Here is a 24,839-nt window from a genome sequence, read left to right on the forward strand (position 1 = left end):
CCGGCGGGGACGCCGGCAGTTGATTCCCGGCAATAGGTCTGAACCATCAACCGCAACAAAAGACTCGTCAGACTTGCTTTGCCATGATGATTTCATGACTGTGCGCTTTGTTTCATAGCTATCGGCTTTGGCTTAATGTCTGCGGGCTCTTGCCGCCCAGCGCCTTTTTAAACCTAAACGCCAGCAAAAATCCAGCAGCAATGCGCCCGTTAATCCAAGCAATAAGCCCAGACTGACACTACCAAGCAACAGTGGCAGGCCAATGTCGGCCAGCTGTGTCCATAACCATTCTGTACTGAGTTCAAATTGAATGTCTTTGGGGCTGGTCCCCAGCATCCAGCTGCCAAGCTTGTAACCTGCATAAAAAATTGGCGCTATGGTAATGGGGTTATTCAGCCACACCAGCGCAATAGTGAGCGGCAGATGGCCGCGCAGCCAAATGGCTAAAAACGCCGCTAATAACATCTGTACCGGAATAGGCAGCATGGCGCAGAATAAACCCACAGCAACGGCAGCGCGGGCTGAACGTCTGGACAACTGCCATAACGATGGATGTTGCAACGCCGGGCCAAATCGCTGTAGTGACGGATGTTGCTGCAGTGTGCTGCTGTCGGGAATAAAAGATTTATACCAGGGTTTTGCCATCAACAGGCTCTTTAACTGCAATGCTGCAGTGGATGTTCATACAAGCAGGCGCCTGGCCTGCTTTGGTTAGGTCTTCAGGATTTATCTGTTTTATCTGCGCTTTTTCCTAAACGCTGTTCAGCTCTTTTACGCCAGGCTCTGGCCACACCGAGGCGCCACAACGTATCAATAGTGAACCAGGACAAGGCTGAGACAAAAGCTGCAAAAATCAGACTGCCAATCAAAAAAGGTTTGCCGACAGTATTGATACTTTCAATCAGCCATTCGGTGGTCACTTCAAAATGAATGTCGTGCGGCGGTTGACCCAGTACAAATGTTCCAATGTTGTAACAGATGTAAAAAATTGGTGCCATAGTAAAGGGGTTGGTTACCCAGCACAGCGCCACGGCAATAGGGATATTCACCCGGAATAAGATGGCCAGTGCGGCAGCCAGCACTGTTTGGCCCGGCATTGGCATCAGGGCGGCAAATAAACCAGCGGCAAAGGCTCCCCGTGCTGAGCGGCGGTGCAGGTGCCATAAATTACCGTCGTGCAGCAGCTTGCCAAAAATCTGCATCGATTGATGATTTTTGATCGAGTCCGGATCTGGTAAGTATTTTTTTATAAAGTTTTTAGCCATTACAACTTTGTTACCAAATTAGTTACCAACTATGAAGATGGAATCATGCTGTGTTGGGATCCTGGCAGGAAGCCTTATTACTTTGTTGTTACCTGCAATCCCTGACTGGTACTGGCCCTTGAGCCTGTTATTCATTTGCATCCCGCTTCGTTGCTGGTTTGGGGCCGGCCTGTGCCTTTTTCTTACCAGTCTGAGTATCCAGCTGCAGCAGTACAGCACGACCAGTCAGCAGGTGCTGGCGCAGCATAGCACAATAGTGGCCGGAACTGTTGTCAGTATTCCACAGCACTATGACGGTGGCAGCAGGTTTATATTACAGCTCAGTGAAACTGTAAAGGATAAAGCACAGCCTGGTGCTGGCGCTTTACTGCTGGTGCGCTGGTTTCAGGCACCGGTGAAGCTACAGCAAGGTCAGCATTGGCAGCTTCCGGTAAAACTTAAAGTGATCAGAGGTTTAGCTAACCCTGGAAGCGGCTGGGCCGAAGCTCAGGCTCTGGTATCAGGCCTGGTGGCGCAGGCAACGGTGCAATCTTCGGATGCATTGGCGGAACTGAAGTTACTCGGTGCCGACATTACTTTGCGCCAGCAGCTGTTTAATCAGCTGGATGTTGCGCTTGGCGATTTTCAAAGCAAGGCGTTGATGCTGGCGCTGACGCTGGGCGAGCGGCCTTTTAGCGATGAGTTATGGCTTGGGCTGCAGGCCACAGGTCTTGGTCATCTGATTTCAATCTCCGGTATGCATATAGCGCTGGTGTTTGGTTGGGTGTTGCTGAGTCAGCATGGCTGGGCATTGCTGACGAAGCGCTGGTGGTGGCGTTTTAGCCTGGCGCTTGGCACAGCGCTCATGGCAGCCTGGCTTTATAGTGCCATGGCCGGTTATGCGGTGCCGACAGTACGTGCTTTACTGGCGCTGGTGCTTTTGGTGTTGCTGAAATTATGCTGGCGGCGCAGTTCCGGTCGTCAGTTTTGTCTGCTGGTGGCGGCACTGTTGTTATTGCTGCAACCATTCTGGTTGTTAAGTTTAAGCTTCTGGCTGTCGGTGCTGGCGGTGGCGCTGGTGTTTTATCTGGGCTGGCGTTATCCGCCGGCAAAAGGCATGCGCTCCATGTTGCTGGGTTTTTTGCGCTACCAGCTGATTTTTTCCTTATTGATGCTGCCGCTTGGCTTATTGTTTTTTCAGGGCATAGCGCCGCTTTCTTTGTTGTCGAACCTGCTGTTTGTGCCCTGGTGCAGCGTGCTGGTGATCCCGCTGTTGTTGCTGGTGTTTTTTTTACAGTCTTTCAGCCCCTGGCCACTCACCCTGTTATGGCAGCTGGTTGATGGGCTGCTGCAACCTTTGCTGCTTTGGTTATATTATTGTGCAGAAGCGAACTGGTGGTGGACTGTGCCGCAATCAGGAGTTGTATTCACCTTGCTGTTGATGGCCGCTCTGTTGTTATTGTTGTTACCGGAAAGACGCCGCAGCCTGCCGCTGTTGATGGTGTTGTCTTTGCCTTTGTTATTCACCACCAACCTCAAACCACCAGCGCAGCTGCATCTGATAGATGTCGGGCAGGGCACAGCCCTTTTATTGCAGCAGGGCGAGCATGGCTTGCTGTATGATTTTGGCCCGCGTTATGGCAGTTACAGTGCCACTGAAGCAGCGGTACTGCCATATTTACGCTATCAGGGCGTGCGGCAGCTGGATTATCTGATCCTCAGCCACAATGACAGTGACCACAGCGGACATCTGGCGTTATTACGCCGCGCTTATCCAGGCGCCAGGCTGGTGACAGACGTGGGTGCAGTTATGCCTGAACTCAATTGCCGGCAGCTGCCAGCTGTGTGGCAGCAGTTTTCACTGCAGGTGCTGTGGCCGCCCGGGCCCGCGGTATCTGATGTAAAAAATGACCAGTCCTGTGTACTGAAGCTGGAAATTGAGGGCTGGTCAGTGCTGCTGACCGGCGATATCAGTAGCGCCATAGAGCAGCAACTACTGGCCCTCAACCCTTTTCTTGGTACCGATGTGCTGCTGCTTTCCCACCATGGCAGCAAAAGCTCCAATCAGTTGAGGTTTTTACAGCAGCTTGCACCCAGGCTTGCCCTTAACAGTGCCGGTTTTGCCAACCCTTATCAGCATCCATCAAAAGAAGTGCAAGCCCGGTTGTCGTTATTACAGGTTCCGCTTTATAACAGCGCCGACATGGGCGCAATGCAGCTTCGTTTTAGCAAAGAACAGTTAGAGCTTCGGGCCGTCAGGCCAGCAAGGCTGGTAAAATGGCTGGAAAATCTACCCTTTGGTGCTGAAACCGCTGCAACAACAAGGTAGAATGCAATTGTCTTTCATTGTCAGGATGTTATTTTGTCTACTCATCAGAGCTCTGCTTCGACCTTCCGGCGTCTGCTTGGTTATTTAAAACATTATCGGTTTGGCTTTTTGGTCGCCATTTTGGGCATGATTGGTTATGCCTCAGTTGATGTATTTTTCCTGTCACAATTTGACCAGTTTATTGACCGTGGTATTACGCAGCGGGATATGGATTATCTGGCGCTGGCACCTGTAGCCGTAATAGTGCTGTTTTTATTGCGCGGTGTGTTTCATTTTATTGCCAGTTATTGTCTGAATTGGTCGGGTACCCATATAGTCAAAGACTTACGCCAGCAGCTGTTCGAAAAAATGCTGGCTTTACCTGTCAGTTACCATGATCAGCACTCCACCGGCGAGCTGATTTCCCGTATTACCTACGATGCCGAACAAATTAAACAAGCGTCCAGTAAAGCGCTGGTGGTGCTGATCCACGAAGGTGCTTTTGTCATCGGTCTGCTGGCTTTGATGTTTTATAACAGCTGGCAGTTATCGGCGATTTTTCTGGTGATAGCCCCTGTGATAGCGCTGATTGTGTCGCATGTGTCGCGCCGTTTTCGTCAGATCAGTAACAATATGCAAGGTGCCATGGGGCAGGTGACGTCCAGTGCCGAGCAGATGCTGAACGGCCATAAAGTTATTTTATCTTTTGGCGGCAAAAGCTTAGAAGCCAAACGTTTTGAAGAAGTGAATAACTCCAACCGCCGGCTGGATGTGAAACTGGAGGCCACCCGGGCGCTCAGTGTGTCGGTGATTCAGGTGATCGCCTCTTTTGCGCTGGCTTTTGTGATTTATCTGGCCAGCTTTCCGGAAATGCTCGATACCTTAACGCCTGGCATGTTTACCGAAATTATCACTTCGATGATGCTGCTATTAAAACCGTTAAAACAGCTCACCACGGTCAACAGTGATTTCCAAAAAGGCATGGCGGCAGCGGCGACAGTGTTTTCTGTGCTGGATGAAACGCCGGAGCGCGACACCGGAACCAAGGTGCTGGACAGAGTGCAGGGCAATATTGAGTTTCGCCACCTGAGTTTTAACTATCCTGGCCATGACAAACAGGTGCTCAAAGACATCAATTTCAGTGTGACCGCAGGCCAGACGGTGGCGCTGGTTGGCCGCTCCGGCAGTGGCAAAACCACTATTTCCAGTTTGTTGCCGCGTTTTTATGAAGTCGAGCAAGGTGAAATTCTGCTCGATGGCATCAACACCAAAGACTGCACTTTAGATTCGTTGCGCCGCCAGATAGCGGTGGTGTCGCAGCATGTAGTGCTGTTTAACGACACTATCGCCAATAACATTGCTTACGGTTTTCAGGGTGAATTAACGAAAGAACGTTTACTGGACGTGGCGGAAAAAGCGCATGTGATGGAGTTTGCCGGTCAGATGCCCAAAGGGCTGGACACTGAAATTGGCGAAAATGGCGTGACTTTATCCGGTGGTCAGCGCCAGCGTATTGCCATTGCCCGTGCTTTATTGCGCCAGTCACCTGTACTGGTGCTGGATGAAGCCACTTCGGCTTTGGATACCGAGTCGGAGCGCAAAATTCAGGCGGCGCTGGATGAATTACTGAAAAACCGCACCAATCTGGTAATCGCGCACCGGTTATCCACCATCGAAAATGCCGATCTGATTCTGGTGATGGATCAGGGCCAGATTGTGGAGCGTGGTAATCACAGTGAACTTCTGGCACAAAATGGCTATTACGCCAGCCTGTATAAAATGCAGTTTGGAGAAAGTGCATGACAGCACTAGAGCGCAGCTGGTATCAGCCTTATGGCTGGAGCTGGTTGTTATGGCCTTTGAGTGTGCTGTTTGCGCTGATTAGCGCGCTTCGCCGTCAGCTGTTTAAAACCGGTGTGCTCAAAACCAGTAAATTGCCGGTGCCAGTGGTGGTGGTTGGTAATATTTCGGTGGGAGGTACCGGCAAAACGCCGGTGACTTTGTGGTTGTGTGACTACCTGCGCCAAAAGGGCTGGAAACCCGGTATTGTCAGCCGCGGTTATGGCGTCACAATTAAAGCGCCAAAGCTGGTGGATGTACAACATGACAATCCGTCCACTGTGGGGGATGAACCTTATTTACTGGCGAGCAGAAGCAGCTGCCCTGTGGTGGTATGCCCCGACAGAGTGGCGGCAGCACATTATTTGCTGGCGCAAACTGACTGCAACATTATTGTGTCGGATGATGGCCTGCAGCATTATGCGCTTTATCGTGACTTAGAAATTATTCTGCTGGACGGCAGCCGTGGTTTGGGCAATGGCTTGTTATTGCCGGCCGGGCCTTTACGCGAAGGTGCCTGGCGGTTAAAGAACGCAGATCTGGTGTTGTCAAACGCTTTGCCCAACAGCCACACTCCTTATACTTTTGAGTTGCAGCCAGCACAGGCCAGGGCTTTGCTGGATGAACAACAGAAACTTTTGCCAGGTGCTCAAGTGACCCTGGTAAGTGGTATCGGTAATCCGCGCCGTTTTACCCGAAGTGCCGCACAAATGGGTTATCACACTGACAAAGCACATTTTTTTCCCGATCATCATGCCTTTAGCGCTGATGATCTGGCAGATCTTACCGGACCCTTATTAATGACGGAAAAAGATGCGGTGAAATGCCGGCCTTTTGCCAAAACCGATTGGTTTTATTTACCGGTGAGTGCCCGTGTCCCTCAGGCAGCGCAGGATTTGCTTGCCGCCAAACTATCACAGCTGTGGAGTCGTTATGGCCTTTAATATTGCATTGTTAGACATTATTGCCTGTCCTTTATGTAAAGGCAGACTGAAGCTGGACAAAACCAATCAGCAGCTGATTTGCACCTTTGACCGGCTGGCTTATCCGATCAAACAGGATATTCCGGTGTTATTAAGTTCAGAAAGCCGCGAACTCAGTGCCGCAGAGGTGGAACCATGGCTTTTGTAGTGGTGATCCCGGCGCGTTTTGCCAGTAGCAGATTACCGGGCAAACCACTGGCCGATATCGGCGGTAAACCGATGGTCCAGTGGGTATGGCAACAGGCGCAGCAAAGTGGCGCCGCCAAAGTGGTGATTGCCACTGATCATCCGCAGGTGGCGGACGTTGCCCGTGCTTTTGGCGCAGAAGTGCTGATGACCCGCGAGAGTCATAATTCAGGCACTGAACGTTTGGCCGAAGTGGTGGAGTTACTGCAACTGAGCCCGGATACTGTGGTGGTGAATGTGCAGGGCGATGAGCCCTTTATTCCGCCAGAAATTATCCATCAGGTCGCGACCAATCTGGCGCAGCAAACAAAAGCGCGGATGGCCACTTTGTCGGTGCCCATCAGTGCGCAGCACGAAGTGGATAACCCCAATGTGGTGAAAGTGGTCACAGATAAAAACGGTTATGCGCTGTATTTCAGCCGCAGTGTGATGCCTTTTGACCGTGATGGTGCCTACAGCGCTAAAACGGCACAAATTTACCGCCGCCATATTGGTATTTATGCTTATCGCGCTGGTTTTATTCAGGATTATGTGCGCTGGCCTGTGTCAGAGCTGGAGCAGATTGAATGCCTGGAACAGCTGAGGGTGTTGTGGCAGGGCGAAGCCATCCATGTCGCACAAGCAAGCGCAGTGCCGCCTGTTGGCGTGGACACTCCGGCTGATTTGGCTCATGCCAATTTGCATGCAAAAGAGCTTTTGGCGTGACAGGAAATTCAGCCCCCTTTGTGACTGCAGCCAATAACGCAGCCACGCATAACGCAGCCGCGCATAGCACAGCAGAGGCTGCGCCTGCTTTTACCCTGGTGTTTAACCATGATGATTTTGTGGTGCTGAATAAAGCACCCGGCGTCAGCTTTCACTCAGAGCAGGGCGCGGGTTTGGTGGTGCAGGCCGAACAAGCGCTGGGCTTTGCACTTTACCCGGTGCACCGGTTGGATAAAGTCACTTCAGGGCTGATTTTATTTGCCAAAACTGCAAAAGTGGCGGCCCGCTTATCTGCGTTATTTCAACAGCAGCAAATTCAGAAATTTTATCTGGCGCTTAGCGCCGGTAAAGCACAAAAAAAACAAGGCTGGGTGAAAGGCGATATGGCGCCGGCGCGGCGTGGTGCTTATAAACTGCTCAGTAGTCAGCAGAATCCGGCGGTCAGTTATTTTATCTCAGCAGGTTTTGATGCTGCTCAGAGCAAAGTTGCTGAAACTCAAGAGCTAAACGAACAGGCTAATGCCTTGCCAGCCGGACTCCGGCTCTATCTGATTAAACCCTTTAGCGGCAAAACCCATCAAATCAGGGTGGCGCTCAAGTCGGTGTCTGCGCCCATATTAGGTGACGAGTTGTACCAGGCCGTTGCTGCCGACCGGGTGTATCTGCATGCGTATGCTTTGTGTTTTAAAGATGGCGGCAGCGAGTGGCAATTTGTGCAAAAGCCCGATGCCGGGCAGTATTTTTTAACCCAAGCCGTGCAACAGCAGTTGGCAATTTGGGGTAAACCCTGGCGGTTAAGCTGGCCACAGTATCAAATGCCGGCAGTAAAAAAGCTCTCCGGCATAGAAAGTCATTTATTCAGTCAGCCGGATTGTTGTTCTGAAAACAACGCTCTGGATGAAGGTTAACCGTAACAACAAGCCGAATTTTTAAGGTGTAAAACACAACAGATGTCAGATTATTTATTACGTTTTGCCGGTATCGGCCGTTTATATGGTGTCAAGGCGCTGGATGCTTTTGCCAAAGCCCATGTTTGTGTGGTTGGCATTGGTGGTGTGGGCAGCTGGGCGGCAGAAGCGCTGGCGCGCTCAGGCATTGGTGAAATTACCTTAATTGATTTAGATGATATCTGTATCAGTAACGTCAATCGTCAGCTGCATGCACTCACAGAGACCATAGGGCAGGATAAAGTGGCAGTGATGGCACAGCGTATTTTGCAAATTAATCCAGCTTGTGTGGTGCATCAGGTGACGGATTTTGTTGCCGCCGACAATATGTTTGAATTAATGACAACAGATTTTAGTTATGTCATTGATGCCATTGATGCGATCAAAGCTAAAACGGCGCTGATTGCCCATTGTAAACGCAATAAAATTCCGCTGGTCACCATAGGCGGCGCCGGTGGTCAGACAGATCCAACCCAAATTCAGCTGGCTGATTTAAGTCAGACCATCAATGATCCGCTGCTTGCCAAAGTACGCAATAACCTGCGCCGTGACTACAAATACAGCCGCAACGTAAAACGGCGTTTTGGTATTGATGCGGTGTATTCCACCGAGCAGCTGACTTATCCGGCAGCCGATGGCACAGTTTGTTTGGCCAAACCCGAAGTGACGGGTGAACAACCAACAGCCATGCGGCTCGACTGCAGTGGTGGTTTTGGTGCTGTGACTGTGGTAACCGCCAGTTTTGCCTTTGTCGCTGTGTCCAGAGTGCTGAGAAAGCTGGCTGATAAAGCTAACCTGGCGGCAAAAGAAGCAGCTTTGGCTGCCAAAGCACAATAGCGAAGCCTAAAAAATTAGGCCTGAAAGCGAAAGCTGCAATACAAAACCAATAAAATATTGGCAGGGCACAGTCTGATGCCGTGCTGCTGCTTTTGCTGTTGTGGGCTAGCCCGTAGCCTTGATTTGACTTGCCATTTTATCAAGTACAGCCTGTAAACCACTTTGTCTGGACGGGCTGATATTCTGATAAAGACCAAGTGGCTTGAGCAAAACCGTGAAATCCAGTTGCGCTAACTCGTTGTTAGACAAACCGTTTAACTGGCAAATGGCCAGTGCAACCAAACCTTTAACCACCCTGGCTTCACTGTCAAAGGCCCAATAATGTTTTTGTGTGATGCCATCGTATTGATGTAATAACCAGGCTTTGCTGTCACAGCCGGCAATTAAAAACTCGTCACGTTGAAGATCGTTGCTGAAAACCGGCAGTTGTTTACCCAGATTCATCAAAATACGGTATTTGTTTTGCCAGTCGCTGCTTGCCGCAATGGCGGGCAGTTCCTGCGCTGCAATGGCGGTGTAGGGCGCTTTACTTTGTAAAATAAGCTCATGGGCGGTCATTGTAATAACTCCACTGTCTGTTCAAGTGCCTGCAGCGTGCGCTGAATGTCATGGTCGTTGTTGTAGGCTGCCAGCGATAAACGCACGGCGCCTGGCAGTTGCAGTGCCTGAAACAGCGGCATAGCGCAGTGGGTACCGGCGCGCAGCGCAATTTTTTGCTCATTCAAAAGCGCAGCTACATCTGTTGGATGTTCAGCATTGATATTCAGCGAGAGAATGCCGGCGTTTTGTGTGGCAGGAGACAGCAGAGTGATGCCTGAAATCGCCTTACAGCCTTGATAAAGCGCCTGAAAAAGTTGTTGTTTGTGTGATTTCAGAGCTGCGCTGTCAAACTCTGCTAACCAGTTAAAAGCAGCGGCAAGGCCGATGGCGCCGGCAATATTCGGCGTGCCTGCTTCAAGACGGTACGGCAGCTGGTTTAAGGTTGTACCGGCAAAACTCACTGCTTTTATCATTTCGCCGCCATAACGCAGCGGCCTGAGGTTGTTAAGCAGTTCGTAACGGCCGTACAGCACACCAATGCCGGTAGGACCGTACAGTTTATGGCCGGAAAATACGTAAAAATCTGCATCCAGTGCCTGCATATCCGGCCGCTGCCAGACGATACCCTGGGCACCGTCAATCACAGTAATAGCGCCAGCTGCTTTGGCCAGTTTTACCAGCTGCGCTATCGGCGCAATAGTGCCAAGTACGTTGGACACTTCAGCCATCGCCACTACTTTGGGTTTAAGCTCAAGCAGCTGTTGAAATACTGCGATATCGAGCTCAAGTTCAGTCGTCAGTGGCACTACATCAATAAACACGCCGTGCTGCTGACAATAAAATTGCCAGGGCACAATATTGGCGTGATGTTCAAGGCAGGTTAACAGAATGCGATCGCCCGGTTCTAACACTGTGCCCATCAGGCCGGCAGCCACAAGATTAAGCGCCTCTGTGGCGCCGCTGGTCCAGATAATTTCTTCCCTGCGTCTGACATTGAGCGCTAAAGCGACTGCGTCGCGGGCCTTTTCAAATAACCGGGTTGCCTGTTGGCTTAACTGATGGGCGCCACGATGGACGTTGCTGTTATGCTGTTGATAAAATTCAACTTCAGCTTTGATCACCGCATCAGGTTTATGCATAGTCGCGGCGCTGTCCAGATAAACCCAATCCGGATGCTGTTGAAAAAACGAAAATTCGGCGCGAAAGGCCTCTACATCAAAACTCAAAACACACCTGACAAGCCGTTATGCAAAGGCGGATTTTGCCTTGTTTTGCCTGATGCGGCAAGCTTGCTGCTGGGGATAACGAGCTTTGAGAACGGACACAATGATGTGACGACACAGCTTTAAAAAATCACAGACATAAAAAAAGCGCCCGCAGGCGCTTTTTCCAAAAACCAAACTTAACGCTTGGTAATATCGACAAAATCACGGCTGGTATAACCGGTATACAGCTGACGTGGACGGCCGATTTTGTGGCCTTTGTCGGATAACATTTCATCCCAGTGCGAAATCCAGCCAACAGTACGGCTCATCGCAAAAATCACGGTGAACATGCTGGTTGGAATGCCAATGGCTTTTAAGATAATGCCAGAGTAGAAGTCGACGTTCGGATACAGTTTCTTCTCAATGAAGTACGGGTCTGACAGCGCAATACGCTCCAGCTCCATTGCTACATCCAGCAGTGGATCTTTGATATTCAGCTCTTTTAACACTTCGTGGCAGGTTTCGCGCATCACTTTGGCGCGTGGGTCAAAGTTTTTATAAACACGGTGACCAAAACCCATCAGGCGGAAAGAGTCGTTTTTATCTTTAGCACGGGCAACAAACTCAGGAATACGGTCAACAGAGCCGATTTCCTGCAGCATCACTAAACAGGCTTCGTTGGCGCCGCCATGAGCCGGGCCCCATAAAGAAGCAATACCAGCAGCAATACAGGCATAAGGGTTTGCGCCTGAAGAACCGGCTAAACGTACTGTTGAAGTTGAAGCGTTTTGTTCATGGTCTGCATGCAGCATAAAAATGCGATCCATGGCTTTAGCCAGGATAGGGCTGACTTTGTATTCTTCGGCTGGCACAGAAAACATCATATGCAGGAAGTTTTCGGCGTAGCTTAAGTCGTTACGCGGATACACAAAAGGCTGACCAATGGTGTATTTGTAAGCCATGGCTGCAATAGTCGGCAGTTTGGCAATTAAACGATGAGCAGAACGTTTACGTTGCTCAGGGTCGTTGACGTTTAAATCTGAGTGGTAAAAGGACGACATAGCGCCAACCACACCACACAACATCGCCATTGGGTGCGCGTCTACGCGGAAACCCTGGAAGAATGACGCCAGTTTTTCGTGCACCATAGTGTGACGGGTGATCACGTGAGTGAAGTTGTCATACTGAGCTTTGGTTGGCAGCTCGCCTTCCAATAACAAATAACAGGTTTCCAGATAGTCCGACTTCACCGCCAGCTGCTCAATCGGGTAACCACGGTGTAATAACACGCCGTTGTCGCCGTCGATATAAGTGATTTTTGATTCACAAGAGCCTGTGGACATAAAGCCCGGATCGAAGGTGAAGTAACCATGCTGACCCAAGGCGCGTACGTCGATCACATCTGTGCCTGCCGTGCCCGAGTAAATTGGCAGTTCGATAGGCGCCAGGCCTTCGATATGCACGACAGCTTTTTTATCTGCCATTGGATTTCTCCTGTGTTGTTATTGGTTTAACCGGTAGGAATTCTTATTCTACCCGCAACTGGGGCATAAAAGTCAATTTTAATGCTTAACTGCACAATAAGTATTCGACTCTAGTCGTATTGCCAATTCTGTCAAAAGAGATACCGTGACTGCGGTGGATTTTCTTCAACAAAATTAAACATAAATTGTAATCCCGACTCGTGAAATATATACTGTCGCGGGTTCTGAATCAGTTCACCGACCGATAGATAAAAAATTGGGCTGAACCACTCCACGCTGTAGCCTGTATATCCATTGGGTGTTGACTGTTTATGCAGCAACGTATAATGACAACAAAGCTCAGAATAGGGCGTCGATAGGCAAGAAACTGTGAAAAAGCAAAGACCTGTAAATCTTGATCTAACCACTATATCCATGCCGGTAACGGCAACTGCATCCATCCTGCATCGTGTAACCGGCGTCGCAATGTTTTTTGCGCTGATTTTCGTGATCTGGGCTTGGGCTGTATCTCTGTCTTCTGCCGAGGGTTTTGCACTGGTTAAAGAAGTGATGACTTCTTTTATCGCCAAGTTCATTGCCTGGGGTACCATCACAGTGCTGATTTATCACCTGGTCGGCGGCTTGCGCCACCTGATCATGGATATGGGCCATTGGGAAGAATTAGAGTCGGGCAAACTCAGCGCTAAAGTTGCTTTAGCTCTGTGGGTTGTATTGGCCGTATTAGCTGGAGTCTGGTTATGGTTCTGAATCAAGCATCGTTAAAACGTGATGGCGTACAAGATTATGTGTCATTGCGCGCTACAGCAGTCATTTTAACGCTGTACACCTTTTTTATCCTTGGTTATTTCCTTTGCACCCCGGAAATTACCTATGAAGGCTGGAAGGCCTTGTTTTCTAATGTTCTGGTGAAAGCCTTCACCTTACTGGCACTGGTTTGTATTGCTGTTCACACCAAAATTGGTCTGTGGCAGGTGCTGACTGACTATGTAAAATCATCGACATTACGTGCTGTGCTGCAATTTGTGCTGTACACCATCGCTTTTGGTTATGTCGCTGTTGGCCTGTTTGTTCTGTGGGGTGCTTAATTGAATATTCCAGTTCGCGAATTTGATGCCGTGGTAATCGGCGCTGGTGGTGCAGGTATGCGCGCTGCTCTGCAAATTACTGAATCAGGTTTAACCTGTGCTTTGTTATCCAAAGTGTTCCCAACCCGTTCTCACACTGTATCTGCGCAAGGTGGTATTACTGTCGCGTTAGGTAACTCTCACCCGGACAACTGGGAATGGCACATGTTTGATACCGTGAAAGGTTCCGACTATATCGGTGACCAGGATGCTATCGAATATATGTGTAAAACCGGCCCTGAAGCCATCACTGAACTGGAGAACATGGGTTTACCATTCTCCCGTTTTGAAAACGGCCGTGTGTATCAGCGTCCTTTTGGTGGTCAGTCGAAGAATTTTGGTGGTGAACAGGCCGCCCGTACTGCAGCTGCTGCAGACCGTACCGGTCACGCTTTATTGCACCTGCTGTATCAGCAAAACGTAAAAAACAAAACTCAGGTTTTCTCTGAGTGGTATGCCCTTGATCTGGTGAAAAACCAGGATGGTGCTGTGGTTGGTTGTACTGCCATTGACATCGAAAGCGGCGAAATTGTTTATTTCAAATCCCGTGCTGTAGTGCTGGCTACCGGTGGTGCAGGCCGTATTTTTGCGTCCACCACCAACGCGCACATTAACACCGGTGACGGTGTAGGTATGGCGCTGCGTGCCGGTGTGCCACTGCAGGATATGGAAATGTGGCAATTCCACCCGACAGGTATTGCCGGTGCCGGTGTACTGGTAACCGAAGGTTGTCGTGGTGAAGGTGGTTACCTGCTGAATAAAGACGGCGAGCGTTTTATGGAGCGTTATGCACCAAACGCCAAAGACTTGGCAGGCCGCGACGTGGTTGCCCGTTCTATGATGACGGAAATCCGTGAAGGCCGTGGTTGTGATGGTCCATGGGGCCCGCATATCAAGTTGAAACTGGACCACTTAGGTGAAGAAGTTTTAGAAAGCCGTTTACCTGGTATCTGTGAGTTGTCCCGTACTTTCGCTCACGTTGATCCGGTAAAAGAGCCAATTCCGGTGATCCCAACCTGTCACTATATGATGGGTGGTATTCCTACCAACGTACATGGCCAGGTGATTCATCCAAAACCGGATGGCTCTGAGGCTGTAGTACCAGGTTTATTTGCCTGTGGTGAAATTGCCTGTGTATCTGTACACGGTGCCAACCGTTTAGGTGGTAACTCCTTATTAGACTTAGTTGTATTCGGTCGCGCTACAGGTTTACACCTGGGCGAAGCACTGGCTGCAACTTCTGAATACCGCGACGCTTCTGACTCCGATCTGCAAGCTGCTTTAGCCCGTACTCAACGTTGGGAAGATAGCAAAGCAGGCCAGGGTGAAGATCCGGCGCAAATCAAAAAAGACTTACAGCAATGTATGCAACTGAACTTCTCGGTATTCCGTGAAGGTAAGGCAATGGCTGAAGGCTTAGAGCAGTTAAAAGTGATCCGTGAGCGGCTGAAATATGCCCGTCTGGACGACAAGAGTGCTGAGTTTAACACCCAGCGTATCGAGTGTCTGGAACTGGACAACCTGATGGAAACCGCATTCTCAACTGCAGTTGCTGCCAACTACAGAACTGAGAGCCGTGGCGCCCACGCTCGCTTTGACTTCCCGGACCGTGATGACGACAACTGGTTATGCCACAGCGTCTACTCACCGGACACTGAGTCTATGTTTAAGCGGAAAGTGAATATGGAACCTAAGTTCCGTCCGGCTTTCCCACCTAAAGCCCGTACTTACTAAGAGGGATACAGAATGACGAAGTTAGAATTCTCTATCTACCGTTACAACCCTGATGTCGATAAAGCGCCACGGATGCAGGACTATGTGCTGGATAATCCGGAAGGCCGCGACATGATGGTGTTAGACGCACTGTTGAAATTAAAAGAGCAAGACCCAACCTTATCTTTCCGTCGCAGCTGCCGTGAAGGTGTTTGTGGTTCAGATGGTCTGAACATGAACGGTAAAAATGGTCTGGCTTGTATCACACCTTTATCTGCCTTAGGCAAAGGTAAAGGCGGTAAGTTGGTGATCCGTCCGCTGCCAGGTTTACCTGTAGTGCGTGATTTAGTGGTTGATATGTCTCAGTTTTACACTCAGTACGAGAAAGTAAAACCTTACTTAATCAACGACGATTTACCACCTGCCGGTGAATACCTGCAGTCACCGGAAGAGCGCGCCAAGCTCGACGGTTTATACGAATGTATTCTGTGTGCCTGCTGTTCAACGTCGTGCCCATCATTCTGGTGGAACCCTGACAAGTTCATCGGCCCGGCTGGTTTGTTACACGCATACCGCTTCCTGGCGGACAGCCGTGACACAGCAACAGAACAACGGTTAAACGATTTGGACGATGCATTTAGCGTATTCCGCTGCCACGGTATTATGAACTGTGTCAACGTATGTCCAAAAGGGTTAAACCCGACCAAAGCCATTGGTCAAATCAAATCGATGTTATTAAACCGGGCGCTGTAAAGCGCCCCTTTTCTGACAGCTGATGTAACACAATGAACGGCGGCCAGCTCAGTCAGTGACCGCCAACCAGGAAAAAATAGCCATCAAACCTGTTCCATGGCTATTTTTTTGCTACTTTTTTCCAGGTGCTTCGAGATAAGGGAAAGTAAATGCACGAAGGTGTAATGAAGGCGTGGTTGGAGTCTTCTCATCTTGGCGGTGGCAACATGGCCTATGTAGATGAACTCTATGAATCCTACTTAGCTGAACCTACCAGTGTTGGTGATGAATGGCGCGAGTTCTTCGCAAAATTACCAAAAATTGATGGTGTAGAACTGGAATCCCGGCATTCCGAGATCCGTCAGCAGTTTGCTGAACTTGCCAAAAATAAACACCGCGAAGTGGTGGTGGCAACAGGTGGCGGTGACAGCCGTCAGGTTAAGGTTCTGCAACTGATTAATGCTTTCCGTTTCCGTGGCCACCAACATGCCAAACTGGATCCGCTGGAGCTGTGGAAACGTCCACGGGTGCGCGATTTAGAATTATCTTTCCATGATTTAAGCCAGGATGACTTTGACACCGAGTTTAATGTCGGCTCTTTTGTTGCCGGCTCTGAAACGATGAAACTGGGTGAACTGGTGAAAGCGCTGGAAACTACTTATTGTGGTTCTATCGGTGCTGAATATATGCATATTGTTTCCACTGATGAAAAACGTTGGATCCAACAACGTTTAGAGTCGGTGCGTTCAACGCCAAATTATGACAAAGCGACCAAAGCACAGATCTTAAAAGGTTTGGTGGCCGCGGACGGTTTAGAGCGTTATTTATCTGCCAAATTCCCGGGTGCCAAACGTTTTGGTCTGGAAGGCGGCGACGCTATGGTGCCGATGATCAAAGCGATGATCCACCGTGCCGGTGAGCAGGGCGCTAAAGACTGTATTATTGGTATGGCACACCGCGGTCGTTTAAATACCTTAGTTAACGTGTTAGGTAAAAACCCAAGCAAGCTGTTTGATGAGTTTGCCGGTAAATATGAAGTGGTTGGTGCCGGCGACGTAAAATACCATATGGGTTTTTCGTCTGACTTTGCCACCAAGGGCGGTGATGTGCATTTAGCGCTGGCCTTTAACCCTTCGCATTTAGAAATTGTTAACCCTGTGGTGATGGGCTCAGTGCGTGCCCGTCTGGATCGTCGTGGTTGTACCGATGGTTCTTTGGCGCTGCCAATTACCATTCACGGTGACTCAGCTTTTGCCGGTCAGGGCGTAGTGGCTGAAACCTTTAACATTTCCCAAACCCGCGCCTTTAAAGTGGGTGGTTCTATCCGTCTGGTGATCAACAACCAGGTGGGTTTCACCACTTCTAATCCGGAAGACACGCGTTCAACCGAATATTGTACTGACATCGCAAAAATGGTGCAGGCGCCCATTTTCCATGTGAACGGTGATGACCCTGAAGCTGTGGTTTTTGTAGCCCAGCTGGCAGTGGATTACCGCAACACCTTTAAGCGTGACGTGGTGATTGATCTGGTGTGTTACCGTCGTAACGGTCACAACGAAGCGGATGAGCCGAATGCAACGCAGCCGCTGATGTACCAGAAGATCAAAAAACACCCGACACCACGTGAAATTTACGCTGACAAGCTGATCAAAGCCGGTTTATTTACCGCTGCTGAAGTTCAGGCAATGGTTGACGACTATCGCAACGCGCTGGACAAAGGCGACTGTGTGGTTGAAGAGTGGCGTCCAATGAGTGAAGTGGCTGTTGACTGGACACCTTTCTTAGGTCACGACTGGACTACAGCTTACGATGCCAGCATGAGTGTTGCCGACTTAATTGCGCTGGGTGAAAAAGCCATTCAGGTACCGGCCGAACATACCTTGCAACGTCAGGTTGGCAAAGTGTATGAAGACCGCGCTTTAATGCTCAAAGGCGAGAAAAAAATCGACTGGGGCTTTGCCGAAATTCTGGCTTATGCTGCAACAGTGGGTTCTGGTGCCCGTATCCGTATTGTTGGTCAGGACTCTGGCCGTGGTACTTTCTTCCACCGTCATGCGGTATTACACAACCAGAACGACGCCAGCACTTATACACCGCTGGAACACTTAAGCCCTACACAAGGCCCGTTCCAGGTATACGACTCTGCTTTATCTGAAGAAGCGGTGCTTGCCTTTGAATATGGTTATGCCACAGCTGAACCACGCGCTTTAGTGATTTGGGAAGGCCAGTTTGGTGACTTCGCCAACGGTGCTCAGGTAGTGATTGACCAGTTCTTAAGTTCAGGCGAACAAAAGTGGGGCCGTCTCTGTGGTCTGACACTGTTACTGCCACACGGTTATGAAGGTCAGGGCCCTGAACACTCTTCAGCCCGTTTAGAGCGTTTCCTGCAACTTTGTGCTGATCACAATATGCAGGTGGTGGTGCCAACCACACCAGCTCAGGTGTTTAACATGATCCGCCGTCAGATGGTGCGCCCAATGCGCCGTCCGCTGATTGTGATGTCACCAAAATCCTTGTTGCGTCATCCGCTGGCCACATCAACGTTGGAAGAGCTGGCGTCAGGTCAGTTCCACAACGTCATTGGTGAAATTGATGATATCAATGCCAAAGACGTCAAACGTGTGGTGTTCTGTAGCGGTAAAGTATATTTCGACCTGCTGGAAGAGCGTCGCAAACGTGGCCTGAACAACATCGCTATTGTGCGTGTGGAACAGTTGTATCCATTCCCGCAGGAAGAGATGGCCAAAGTATTGGCGCAATATCAGCACGTGACCGATTTTGTCTGGTGTCAGGAAGAACCACAAAACCAGGGCGCCTGGTACTGCAGCCAGCATAATTTCTGGGCAGCTATTCCAAATGGCGCCAAATTAACTTACGCCGGTCGTGATGCTTCATCATCACCAGCTGTTGGTTATTTATCGGTACACAACAAGCAGCAGCAGGCGTTAGTTAATGCCGCGCTGACGCTGGGGTAAACAGACAAAACCTAAATACCCATCATCGTCGAGGATGTTGGGTATTGAACGATTTTTTATGGTCAGTGTGGGTTTATACCCAAAATCATTGAAGTTGCAGGTAGGCGCCGAGTGAGTGAGACCCCAGGAGCATAGTTGTCTATGTGACTGGGGCGAGCGAATGAAGGCAACACCCCTGTAACTTCAAGGATGAAGGGTATAACGACACTGGCTTTGGCTTTGTAAGACTGAACACAAACGCAGACCAATCTGTAAAAAGGTGACAAAGTGGAAATTAAAGTCCCAGTACTACCCGAATCTGTTGCTGATGCAACTATCGCTACCTGGCATGTAAAAACAGGTGAAGCCGTCAGCCGCGACCAGGTTCTGGTTGATATCGAAACTGACAAAGTTGTTTTAGAAGTTGTGGCACAAGCTGATGGCGTGATGGGCGAAATCATCCACGCTGAAGGTGCAACTGTGCTGGCCGAGCAGGTGATTGGTCATCTGAACGCCGGCGCAACTGCTGCTGCAGCCCCAGCTGCTGCCGCTGCTCCTGTTGCTGCAGCCCCGGCTGCCGCCAGCGACGCTGATGAAGTGTTAACACCTTCTGTACGTCGTATGATTGCTGAAAAAGGCTTAGATGCCAGCAAAATCCAGGGTTCAGGCAAAAACGGCCGAGTGACCAAAGAAGACGTGGAAAAATTCCTGTCTGGCGCGCCGGCAGCTCCTGCTGCTAAAGCCGCCCCTGCCGTTGCAGCACCAGTTGCTGTGGTCGGTGACCGTTCACAAAAACGTGTGCCTATGACACGTCTGCGTAAAACTATCGCTAACCGTCTGCTGGAAGCGAAAAACTCTACAGCCATGCTGACCACTTTTAACGAAGTGAACATGAAGCCAATTATGGATCTGCGTAAACAATACGCTGATGTGTTTGAGAAAAAACACGGTATCCGTTTAGGTTTTATGTCGTTTTATGTAAAAGCCGTGACCGAAGCGCTGAAACGTTACCCTGAAGTGAATGCTGCTATTGATGGCGACGATATTGTGTATCACAACTTTTTCGACGTTAGTATTGCAGTGTCAACTCCACGTGGTCTGGTCACCCCGGTGCTGCGCGATTGCGACAAAATGAATCTGGCTGAAATTGAAAAAGCTATCAAAGATTTAGCCATCAAAGGCCGTGACGGCAAACTGGCGATGGACGACCTGATGGGCGGTAACTTCACTATCACCAACGGTGGTGTGTTCGGCTCTCTGATGTCAACGCCAATTATCAACCCGCCACAATCGGCAATTCTGGGTATGCATAAGATCCAGGACCGTGTGATGGTGGTTGATGGCAAGATGGAAATCCTGCCAATGATGTATTTAGCACTGTCTTATGATCACCGTATCATCGACGGTAAAGAATCTGTGGGCTTCCTGGTCACAGTGAAAGAATTATTAGAAGATCCAACCCGTATTTTGTTGGATATCTGATATTACCCTAAGCCACTGAAAACCCGGCCAGACAACACAAAGTTCTGGCCAGGTCTGAAGTTGCAACCGGGAAAATAGAGCGGAAGGGCTGCGTTAAAGCAGCCTTTTAAATCATCTGGATATAGCCACAAGGCATTATCCAATGGGTCAGGCCGCACCGAAAGGGCGGCTACAATCAATAGAAAAACGGAAAGAAGCCATGAATTTGCACGAATATCAGGCAAAACAGCTTTTTCGCGAATACGGTTTACCTGTATCTGAAGGTTATGCGGAAGAAACTCCACAGGCCGCAGCAGAAGCAGCAGATCGTATTGGTGGAAACAAGTGGGTAGTGAAAGCTCAGGTTCACGCTGGTGGTCGCGGTAAAGCGGGCGGTGTGAAATTAGTTTCTTCTAAAGAAGAAATCCGTAACTTTGCTCAAAATTGGTTGGGTAAAAATCTGGTTACGTACCAAACTGACGAAAAAGGTCAGCCTGTCAGCAAGATCCTGGTTGAAACCTGTACAGATATCGAAAAAGAGCTGTATCTGGGTGCCGTGGTAGACCGTTCAAGCCGTCGCATTGTATTTATGGCGTCGACTGAAGGTGGTGTGGACATCGAGAAAGTCGCTGAAGAAACACCAGAAAAAATTATCAAGATGGCGATTGACCCGCTGGTAGGCGCTCAGCCGTTCCAGGCGCGTGAAATCGGCTTCAAGCTGGGCTTAAACGCCACGCAAATCAAACAGTTCACTAACATCTACCTGGGCCTTGCCAAGATGTTTGTTGATCTGGACATCGCGCTGATCGAAGTAAACCCTCTGGTGATCACTTCTCAGGGCAACCTGCACTGCTTAGACGCCAAACTGGTTGCTGACAGTAATGCACTGTACCGCCAGCCAAAACTGCGCGCTTTCCATGACCCATCACAGGAAGACGAGCGTGAAGCCCGTGCTGCCCAGTGGGAACTGAACTATGTTGCTTTAGAAGGTAACATCGGTTGTATGGTAAACGGTGCCGGTTTAGCAATGGGTACTATGGACATCGTGAAATTAAGCGGTGGCCAGCCAGCAAACTTCCTGGACGTTGGCGGTGGCGCAACCAAAGAGCGCGTAACCGAAGCATTCAAAATCATCCTGTCTGACTCAGCTGTAAAAGCCGTATTCGTCAATATCTTCGGTGGTATCGTGCGTTGTGACATGATCGCTGAAGGTATCATCGGTGCCGTTGAAGAAGTGGGCGTGAGCGTGCCAGTTGTGGTTCGTTTAGAAGGTAACAACGCTGAATTAGGTGCTCAGAAGCTGCAAAGCTCTGGCCTGAACATCATCGCTGCCACTTCATTATCAGAAGCTGCTAAAGCTGTAGTGAAAGCCGCGGAGGGCAAATAATGTCTATTATCATCAACAAAGACACTAAGGTCATCTGTCAGGGTTTCACCGGTAGCCAGGGTACTTTCCACTCAACTCAGGCGCTGGAATACGGCACCAAAATGGTTGGTGGTGTAAGCCCGGGTAAAGGCGGCACTACGCACATTGGTTTACCAGTGTTCAACACAGTAAAAGAAGCTGTTGCCGCCACTGGCGCAACTGCCACTGTGATTTATGTTCCGGCACCATTCTGTAAAGATGCAATCATCGAAGCTGCTGATGCAGGTTTAGAGCTGATTGTATGTATCACTGAAGGTATCCCGACTATCGATATGCTGTTTGCCAAAGAATACGTAGACCGTAAAGGCGTACGTATGATTGGTCCAAACTGCCCTGGCGTTATTACTCCAGGCGAATGCAAAATCGGTATCATGCCAGGCCATATCCACAAGCCAGGTAAAGTAGGTATCGTATCGCGTTCAGGTACTCTGACTTATGAAGCTGTAAAACAAACTACAGACGAAGGTTTTGGTCAGTCTACTTGTGTTGGTATCGGTGGTGACCCGATCCCTGGTTCTAACTTCATCGACATCCTGAAATTATTCCAGGAAGATCCACAGACTGAAGCCATCATCATGATCGGTGAAATCGGTGGTACTGCTGAAGAAGAAGCTGCTGCTTATATCAAAGCTCACGTGACTAAGCCTGTGGTTTCTTACATTGCCGGTGTAACTGCACCAGCTGGTAAGCGCATGGGCCACGCCGGCGCCATCATCTCTGGTGGTAAAGGTACAGCTGATGACAAATTCCGTGCTCTGGAAGATGCTGGTGTTAAAACTGTGCGTTCTCTGGCCGACATCGGTAAAGCACTGCGTGAACTGACTGGCTGGTAATAGCTTTTTAGTTTTGAGTGTGTAAAAAACCCGCCTTGTGCGGGTTTTTTTATCGGTATACAGAGCCTTGTATGAAAAGGTTGTAGTGCAAGTGCGATCCTATTGAAGCGCCGCAGGATTTAAGTCTGGTCCGGCCCGCGCTTGGGATCCGTTGTCGCCAATAGTTGATTGGGTAAACGGCACACCAGCGCAAAACCTGAACTGACGGCAAGGGCCTCAATTTCTCCTTCCAGTGCAACTGTGACCAGGTTATACACCAGATTTAAACCCAAACCCGTGTGGCCGCTGTGCCGGCTGGTGGTATAAAAAGGCTCAAACACTTTGTCGGGCGATGAGGCTGAAAAACCAACGCCGTTGTCTTCATAATGCAGCTCCCAGTGCTCGGGCAGGCGTTTGACCCAAAGCCGGATCTGGCCGGTTTTGCCTTCGGGAAAGGCGTGCAAAATGGCGTTATCAATCAGTTCAACCAGCAGCAGCTGAAAACTCTGTGCATCGGCATATAACATCAGCTCTGTCTGCTGATAGTCGATACTAAGCTGTTGCCGGTCAAAGCGGGACGACAATAACGACATCACATCGCTGACTAACTGCAGCAGGTTAAAGCTGCTGTAGTGGTCACTGCGCTGCACAGCCAGTTGTTTAAAATGTTGCACTAAACGGGCACAACGTTCGACATTTTGTGCCGATAATTGTTGTGCTTCACGGCTGTTGTCCAGATAAAGCTGCAGATCCTGTTTGGTCAGGCCTGTGGCCAGTTTTTGCTGGAACTCGCTGGTTTTTTCCTGTAATAAACTCACTGCCGTGGTCAGTATGCCAAGCGGCGTATTCAGCTCATGCGCCAAACCAGCCACCATGCCCGCTGTTGCAGTCATTTTTTCTGAAGCAATTAAATGCCGTTGGGTCAGTTGTAGTTGTTGATAAGAGGCGGCTAATTGTTTGGAATAAAGTTCGGATTGCTGGCGTTTTTTCTGTTGCAACCTGACAAGGAATAACAGCAGCAGAATAATGGCCAAAGCAGCGCAGCCACTTAACCAAAGTGTACGGCGCTGATGGCTGGTTTTAAGGTTTCTGACTGTCAGCTCTTGCTCTAAATTTTTGATTTGTTGCTGTTTTCTTAAGTTTTCTATCTGGTTCTGCAATTGCAGTAACTGCTGCTGAGCCTCTTCATTGTGGTACTGCTTGTAATAGAGTAAATGTTGTTGCATGGCTTCCAATGCGGAGGCACTTTGCTGCTGTTGTTGCAGCAGCTTGCTTTTTAATAAATAAGCATCAGAGAGTTGGCGCGTCAGCTGCTGCGCGGCGGCCAGGGTTAAGGCCTGCTCCAGATAATGCTGTGCCTGCTGAAGATGTTGCTGATGCTGCGCTATCTCTGCCAGCATCAATAACACCACACTCTGATAATAGGGATCTTCGCGCTGCTGATAACCCAAAAGTGCAGCTTCGGCATAAGGCAGAGCGGTATCATGTTGTTTCAGCGCCAGATAACAGCGTGCCAGACTCATTTTGACATAAATTAAATCAGCTTCCTCGTAGGCCGGATTGTCAAGCGCAGCCAATAAACCGGTAAGAGCTTGCTGGTACTGGCCCATTTCTATCAGCAAGTTACTTATATTGCTCTGAATATTCACTGTTAAATAATCAAACTTATATTGCTCATTGAGGGCGCGGGCAGCCAGGAACAATTCCAGTGCAGTTTGATTTTGTCCGGTGTGCACTGCCTGAATAGCGGTATAAATCCGGCTGGTGATCTGGCGCTCCGGCTGGTGGTGCTCTGTCGAGAGTTGCAGCGCTTGCGCCAGTAAATTGCTGGCTTTGATATGGTCACCACGGCGCATGGCGATATAACCGAGAATTTCCAGTGCTCTGGTGGTTCTGGCCGGGTGCTGTTGCTGCACTTCAGTAAGCCAGGCGTCCAGCAGCTGCACCGACGCATCATTTTCTGACAACACCATCAGATTAAAGGCTTTGGTGGTGATAAGCTTTTCGCGTAATTCAAGATCCTCTGCTGGAACTATGGCTAGCCACCGATCAATGTCGGTGTTGGCCTCACGCGGTTTGGATTTACTCTTGAGATTTATTTGCTCAAATCTGTCGGCGTTGTTTTGTTGCTGCTCCTGCTCCTGCTCCTGCTCCTTTTGGCCTGCAGAATTGCCTGTGTTGTTGCTTTCAGCGCAACAGGGGCTGACCCACAACAACAGAAAAAACATCATCCGTGGAAGCCAAGTTGTTTGCCCTGACATCATGCTGTTCCACCTCTAACTACCCAGAGCTGAGTATGACTTATCTGTGACAGGACATAGCTGTCAGCCTGCAGTTTT

At 49.6% G+C, this 24,839-nt stretch carries 21 protein-coding genes; 15 read left to right on the plus strand and 6 right to left on the minus strand.

The genetic code is table 11. The features are described 5' to 3' along the window. Positions 1-132 precede the first annotated feature (132 nt). On the minus strand, positions 133-645 hold the full coding sequence (locus tag N3Z11_RS08870) for a DUF2062 domain-containing protein (RefSeq protein ID WP_260656810.1): 513 nt from the start codon (positions 643-645) through the stop codon (positions 133-135). Positions 646-719: 74 nt separating this feature from the next. Then, on the minus strand, positions 720-1,202 hold the full coding sequence (locus N3Z11_RS08875) for a DUF2062 domain-containing protein (protein ID WP_260656811.1): 483 nt from the start codon (positions 1,200-1,202) through the stop codon (positions 720-722). A gap of 100 nt (positions 1,203-1,302) precedes the next feature. Between N3Z11_RS08875 and N3Z11_RS08880 the strand changes: the two genes are divergently transcribed. From N3Z11_RS08880 to tcdA, 7 genes are read left to right on the plus strand one after another with little or no spacing between them, the layout of a single operon-like run. Beyond that, complete coding sequence (locus N3Z11_RS08880) at positions 1,303-3,573, plus strand: DNA internalization-related competence protein ComEC/Rec2 (RefSeq protein WP_260656812.1); 2,271 nt, start codon at positions 1,303-1,305, stop codon at positions 3,571-3,573. Positions 3,574-3,606: 33 nt separating this feature from the next. Beyond that, a complete protein-coding gene (msbA, locus tag N3Z11_RS08885; protein WP_260656813.1) occupies positions 3,607-5,355 on the plus strand; it encodes a lipid A export permease/ATP-binding protein MsbA in 1,749 nt (582 codons plus the stop codon). After that, the gene (gene lpxK, locus N3Z11_RS08890) at positions 5,352-6,335 is read left to right on the plus strand and encodes a tetraacyldisaccharide 4'-kinase (RefSeq protein ID WP_260656814.1); all 984 of its coding nucleotides are present in this window, start codon (positions 5,352-5,354) and stop codon (positions 6,333-6,335) included. Before msbA ends, lpxK begins: the two co-directional genes overlap by 4 nt. Next, positions 6,325-6,522 carry a Trm112 family protein gene (locus N3Z11_RS08895; protein ID WP_260656815.1) on the plus strand — a complete coding sequence of 66 codons (198 nt, stop codon included), beginning with the start codon at positions 6,325-6,327 and terminating at the stop codon, positions 6,520-6,522. Before lpxK ends, N3Z11_RS08895 begins: the two co-directional genes overlap by 11 nt. After that, positions 6,510-7,265, plus strand: a complete 756-nt coding sequence (kdsB, locus tag N3Z11_RS08900; RefSeq protein WP_260656816.1) for a 3-deoxy-manno-octulosonate cytidylyltransferase — start codon at positions 6,510-6,512, stop codon at positions 7,263-7,265. Before N3Z11_RS08895 ends, kdsB begins: the two co-directional genes overlap by 13 nt. Next, positions 7,262-8,173: a pseudouridine synthase gene (locus N3Z11_RS08905; RefSeq protein WP_260656817.1), complete on the plus strand. Its 912-nt coding sequence runs from the start codon at positions 7,262-7,264 to the stop codon at positions 8,171-8,173. Before kdsB ends, N3Z11_RS08905 begins: the two co-directional genes overlap by 4 nt. A 42-nt stretch (positions 8,174-8,215) precedes the next feature. Beyond that, a complete protein-coding gene (gene tcdA / locus N3Z11_RS08910; RefSeq protein WP_260656818.1) occupies positions 8,216-9,049 on the plus strand; it encodes a tRNA cyclic N6-threonylcarbamoyladenosine(37) synthase TcdA in 834 nt (277 codons plus the stop codon). 105 nt (positions 9,050-9,154) lie between these two features. On the opposite strand, the gene N3Z11_RS08915 is transcribed toward tcdA, so the two are convergent. From N3Z11_RS08915 to gltA, 3 genes are all read right to left on the minus strand, one after another. After that, on the minus strand, positions 9,155-9,607 hold the full coding sequence (locus N3Z11_RS08915) for a SufE family protein (RefSeq protein ID WP_260656819.1): 453 nt from the start codon (positions 9,605-9,607) through the stop codon (positions 9,155-9,157). Beyond that, complete coding sequence (locus tag N3Z11_RS08920; protein ID WP_260656820.1) at positions 9,604-10,815, minus strand: aminotransferase class V-fold PLP-dependent enzyme; 1,212 nt, start codon at positions 10,813-10,815, stop codon at positions 9,604-9,606. The genes N3Z11_RS08915 and N3Z11_RS08920 overlap by 4 nt, the downstream gene beginning before the upstream one ends. Before the next feature lie 176 nt (positions 10,816-10,991). Then, positions 10,992-12,278: a citrate synthase gene (gene gltA, locus N3Z11_RS08925; protein ID WP_260656821.1), complete on the minus strand. Its 1,287-nt coding sequence runs from the start codon at positions 12,276-12,278 to the stop codon at positions 10,992-10,994. Between the two features lie 369 nt (positions 12,279-12,647). On the opposite strand from gltA, the gene sdhC reads away from it, so the two are divergent. The 8 genes from sdhC (at position 12,648) to sucD (ending at position 22,521) form a co-directional block, all read left to right on the plus strand. Continuing rightward, positions 12,648-13,025, plus strand: coding sequence for a succinate dehydrogenase, cytochrome b556 subunit (sdhC, locus tag N3Z11_RS08930; RefSeq protein WP_260656822.1), 378 nt, complete (start codon positions 12,648-12,650; stop codon positions 13,023-13,025). After that, positions 13,016-13,363 (plus strand): succinate dehydrogenase, hydrophobic membrane anchor protein, encoded by a 348-nt coding sequence (gene sdhD / locus N3Z11_RS08935; protein WP_260656823.1) that lies wholly within the window; start codon positions 13,016-13,018, stop codon positions 13,361-13,363. Before sdhC ends, sdhD begins: the two co-directional genes overlap by 10 nt. After that, complete coding sequence (gene sdhA / locus N3Z11_RS08940) at positions 13,364-15,136, plus strand: succinate dehydrogenase flavoprotein subunit (RefSeq protein WP_260656824.1); 1,773 nt, start codon at positions 13,364-13,366, stop codon at positions 15,134-15,136. A gap of 12 nt (positions 15,137-15,148) precedes the next feature. Next, positions 15,149-15,868 carry a succinate dehydrogenase iron-sulfur subunit gene (locus tag N3Z11_RS08945; RefSeq protein WP_260656825.1) on the plus strand — a complete coding sequence of 240 codons (720 nt, stop codon included), beginning with the start codon at positions 15,149-15,151 and terminating at the stop codon, positions 15,866-15,868. Positions 15,869-16,017: 149 nt separating this feature from the next. Then, a complete protein-coding gene (locus tag N3Z11_RS08950) occupies positions 16,018-18,822 on the plus strand; it encodes a 2-oxoglutarate dehydrogenase E1 component (protein WP_260656826.1) in 2,805 nt (934 codons plus the stop codon). Positions 18,823-19,089: 267 nt separating this feature from the next. Next, on the plus strand, positions 19,090-20,283 hold the full coding sequence (odhB, locus tag N3Z11_RS08955) for a 2-oxoglutarate dehydrogenase complex dihydrolipoyllysine-residue succinyltransferase (RefSeq protein WP_260656827.1): 1,194 nt from the start codon (positions 19,090-19,092) through the stop codon (positions 20,281-20,283). Between the two features lie 199 nt (positions 20,284-20,482). Next, entirely contained in the window at positions 20,483-21,649 is a 1,167-nt protein-coding gene (gene sucC / locus N3Z11_RS08960) for an ADP-forming succinate--CoA ligase subunit beta (protein ID WP_260656862.1), read from the plus strand. Next, positions 21,649-22,521: a succinate--CoA ligase subunit alpha gene (sucD, locus tag N3Z11_RS08965; RefSeq protein ID WP_031570684.1), complete on the plus strand. Its 873-nt coding sequence runs from the start codon at positions 21,649-21,651 to the stop codon at positions 22,519-22,521. Before sucC ends, sucD begins: the two co-directional genes overlap by 1 nt. A gap of 119 nt (positions 22,522-22,640) precedes the next feature. Here sucD and N3Z11_RS08970 read toward each other — a convergent pair whose 3' ends face one another. After that, the gene (locus N3Z11_RS08970) at positions 22,641-24,731 is read right to left on the minus strand and encodes a sensor histidine kinase (protein ID WP_260656828.1); all 2,091 of its coding nucleotides are present in this window, start codon (positions 24,729-24,731) and stop codon (positions 22,641-22,643) included. Positions 24,732-24,839 lie beyond the last annotated feature (108 nt).

It is taken from the genome of Rheinheimera sp. 4Y26, from assembly GCF_025245835.1.
Classification (GTDB): domain Bacteria; phylum Pseudomonadota; class Gammaproteobacteria; order Enterobacterales; family Alteromonadaceae; genus Pararheinheimera.

Bases quoted from the DNA above. Each gene is read 5' to 3' on its own strand.
- N3Z11_RS08870 (WP_260656810.1), bottom strand. From the start codon at position 645: ATGGCAAAACCCTGGTATAAATCTTTTATTCCCGACAGCAGCACACTG.
- N3Z11_RS08875 (WP_260656811.1), bottom strand. From the start codon at position 1,202: ATGCAGATTTTTGGCAAGCTGCTGCACGACGGTAATTTATGGCACCTG.
- N3Z11_RS08880 (WP_260656812.1), top strand. From the start codon at position 1,303: ATGGAATCATGCTGTGTTGGGATCCTGGCAGGAAGCCTTATTACTTTG.
- lpxK (WP_260656814.1), top strand. From the start codon at position 5,352: ATGACAGCACTAGAGCGCAGCTGGTATCAGCCTTATGGCTGGAGCTGG.
- N3Z11_RS08895 (WP_260656815.1), top strand. From the start codon at position 6,325: ATGGCCTTTAATATTGCATTGTTAGACATTATTGCCTGTCCTTTATGT.
- kdsB (WP_260656816.1), top strand. From the start codon at position 6,510: ATGGCTTTTGTAGTGGTGATCCCGGCGCGTTTTGCCAGTAGCAGATTA.
- tcdA (WP_260656818.1), top strand. From the start codon at position 8,216: ATGTCAGATTATTTATTACGTTTTGCCGGTATCGGCCGTTTATATGGT.
- N3Z11_RS08915 (WP_260656819.1), bottom strand. From the start codon at position 9,607: ATGACCGCCCATGAGCTTATTTTACAAAGTAAAGCGCCCTACACCGCC.
- gltA (WP_260656821.1), bottom strand. From the start codon at position 12,278: ATGGCAGATAAAAAAGCTGTCGTGCATATCGAAGGCCTGGCGCCTATC.
- sdhD (WP_260656823.1), top strand. From the start codon at position 13,016: ATGGTTCTGAATCAAGCATCGTTAAAACGTGATGGCGTACAAGATTAT.
- N3Z11_RS08945 (WP_260656825.1), top strand. From the start codon at position 15,149: ATGACGAAGTTAGAATTCTCTATCTACCGTTACAACCCTGATGTCGAT.
- N3Z11_RS08950 (WP_260656826.1), top strand. From the start codon at position 16,018: ATGCACGAAGGTGTAATGAAGGCGTGGTTGGAGTCTTCTCATCTTGGC.
- sucC (WP_260656862.1), top strand. From the start codon at position 20,483: ATGAATTTGCACGAATATCAGGCAAAACAGCTTTTTCGCGAATACGGT.
- sucD (WP_031570684.1), top strand. From the start codon at position 21,649: ATGTCTATTATCATCAACAAAGACACTAAGGTCATCTGTCAGGGTTTC.
- N3Z11_RS08970 (WP_260656828.1), bottom strand. From the start codon at position 24,731: ATGATGTTTTTTCTGTTGTTGTGGGTCAGCCCCTGTTGCGCTGAAAGC.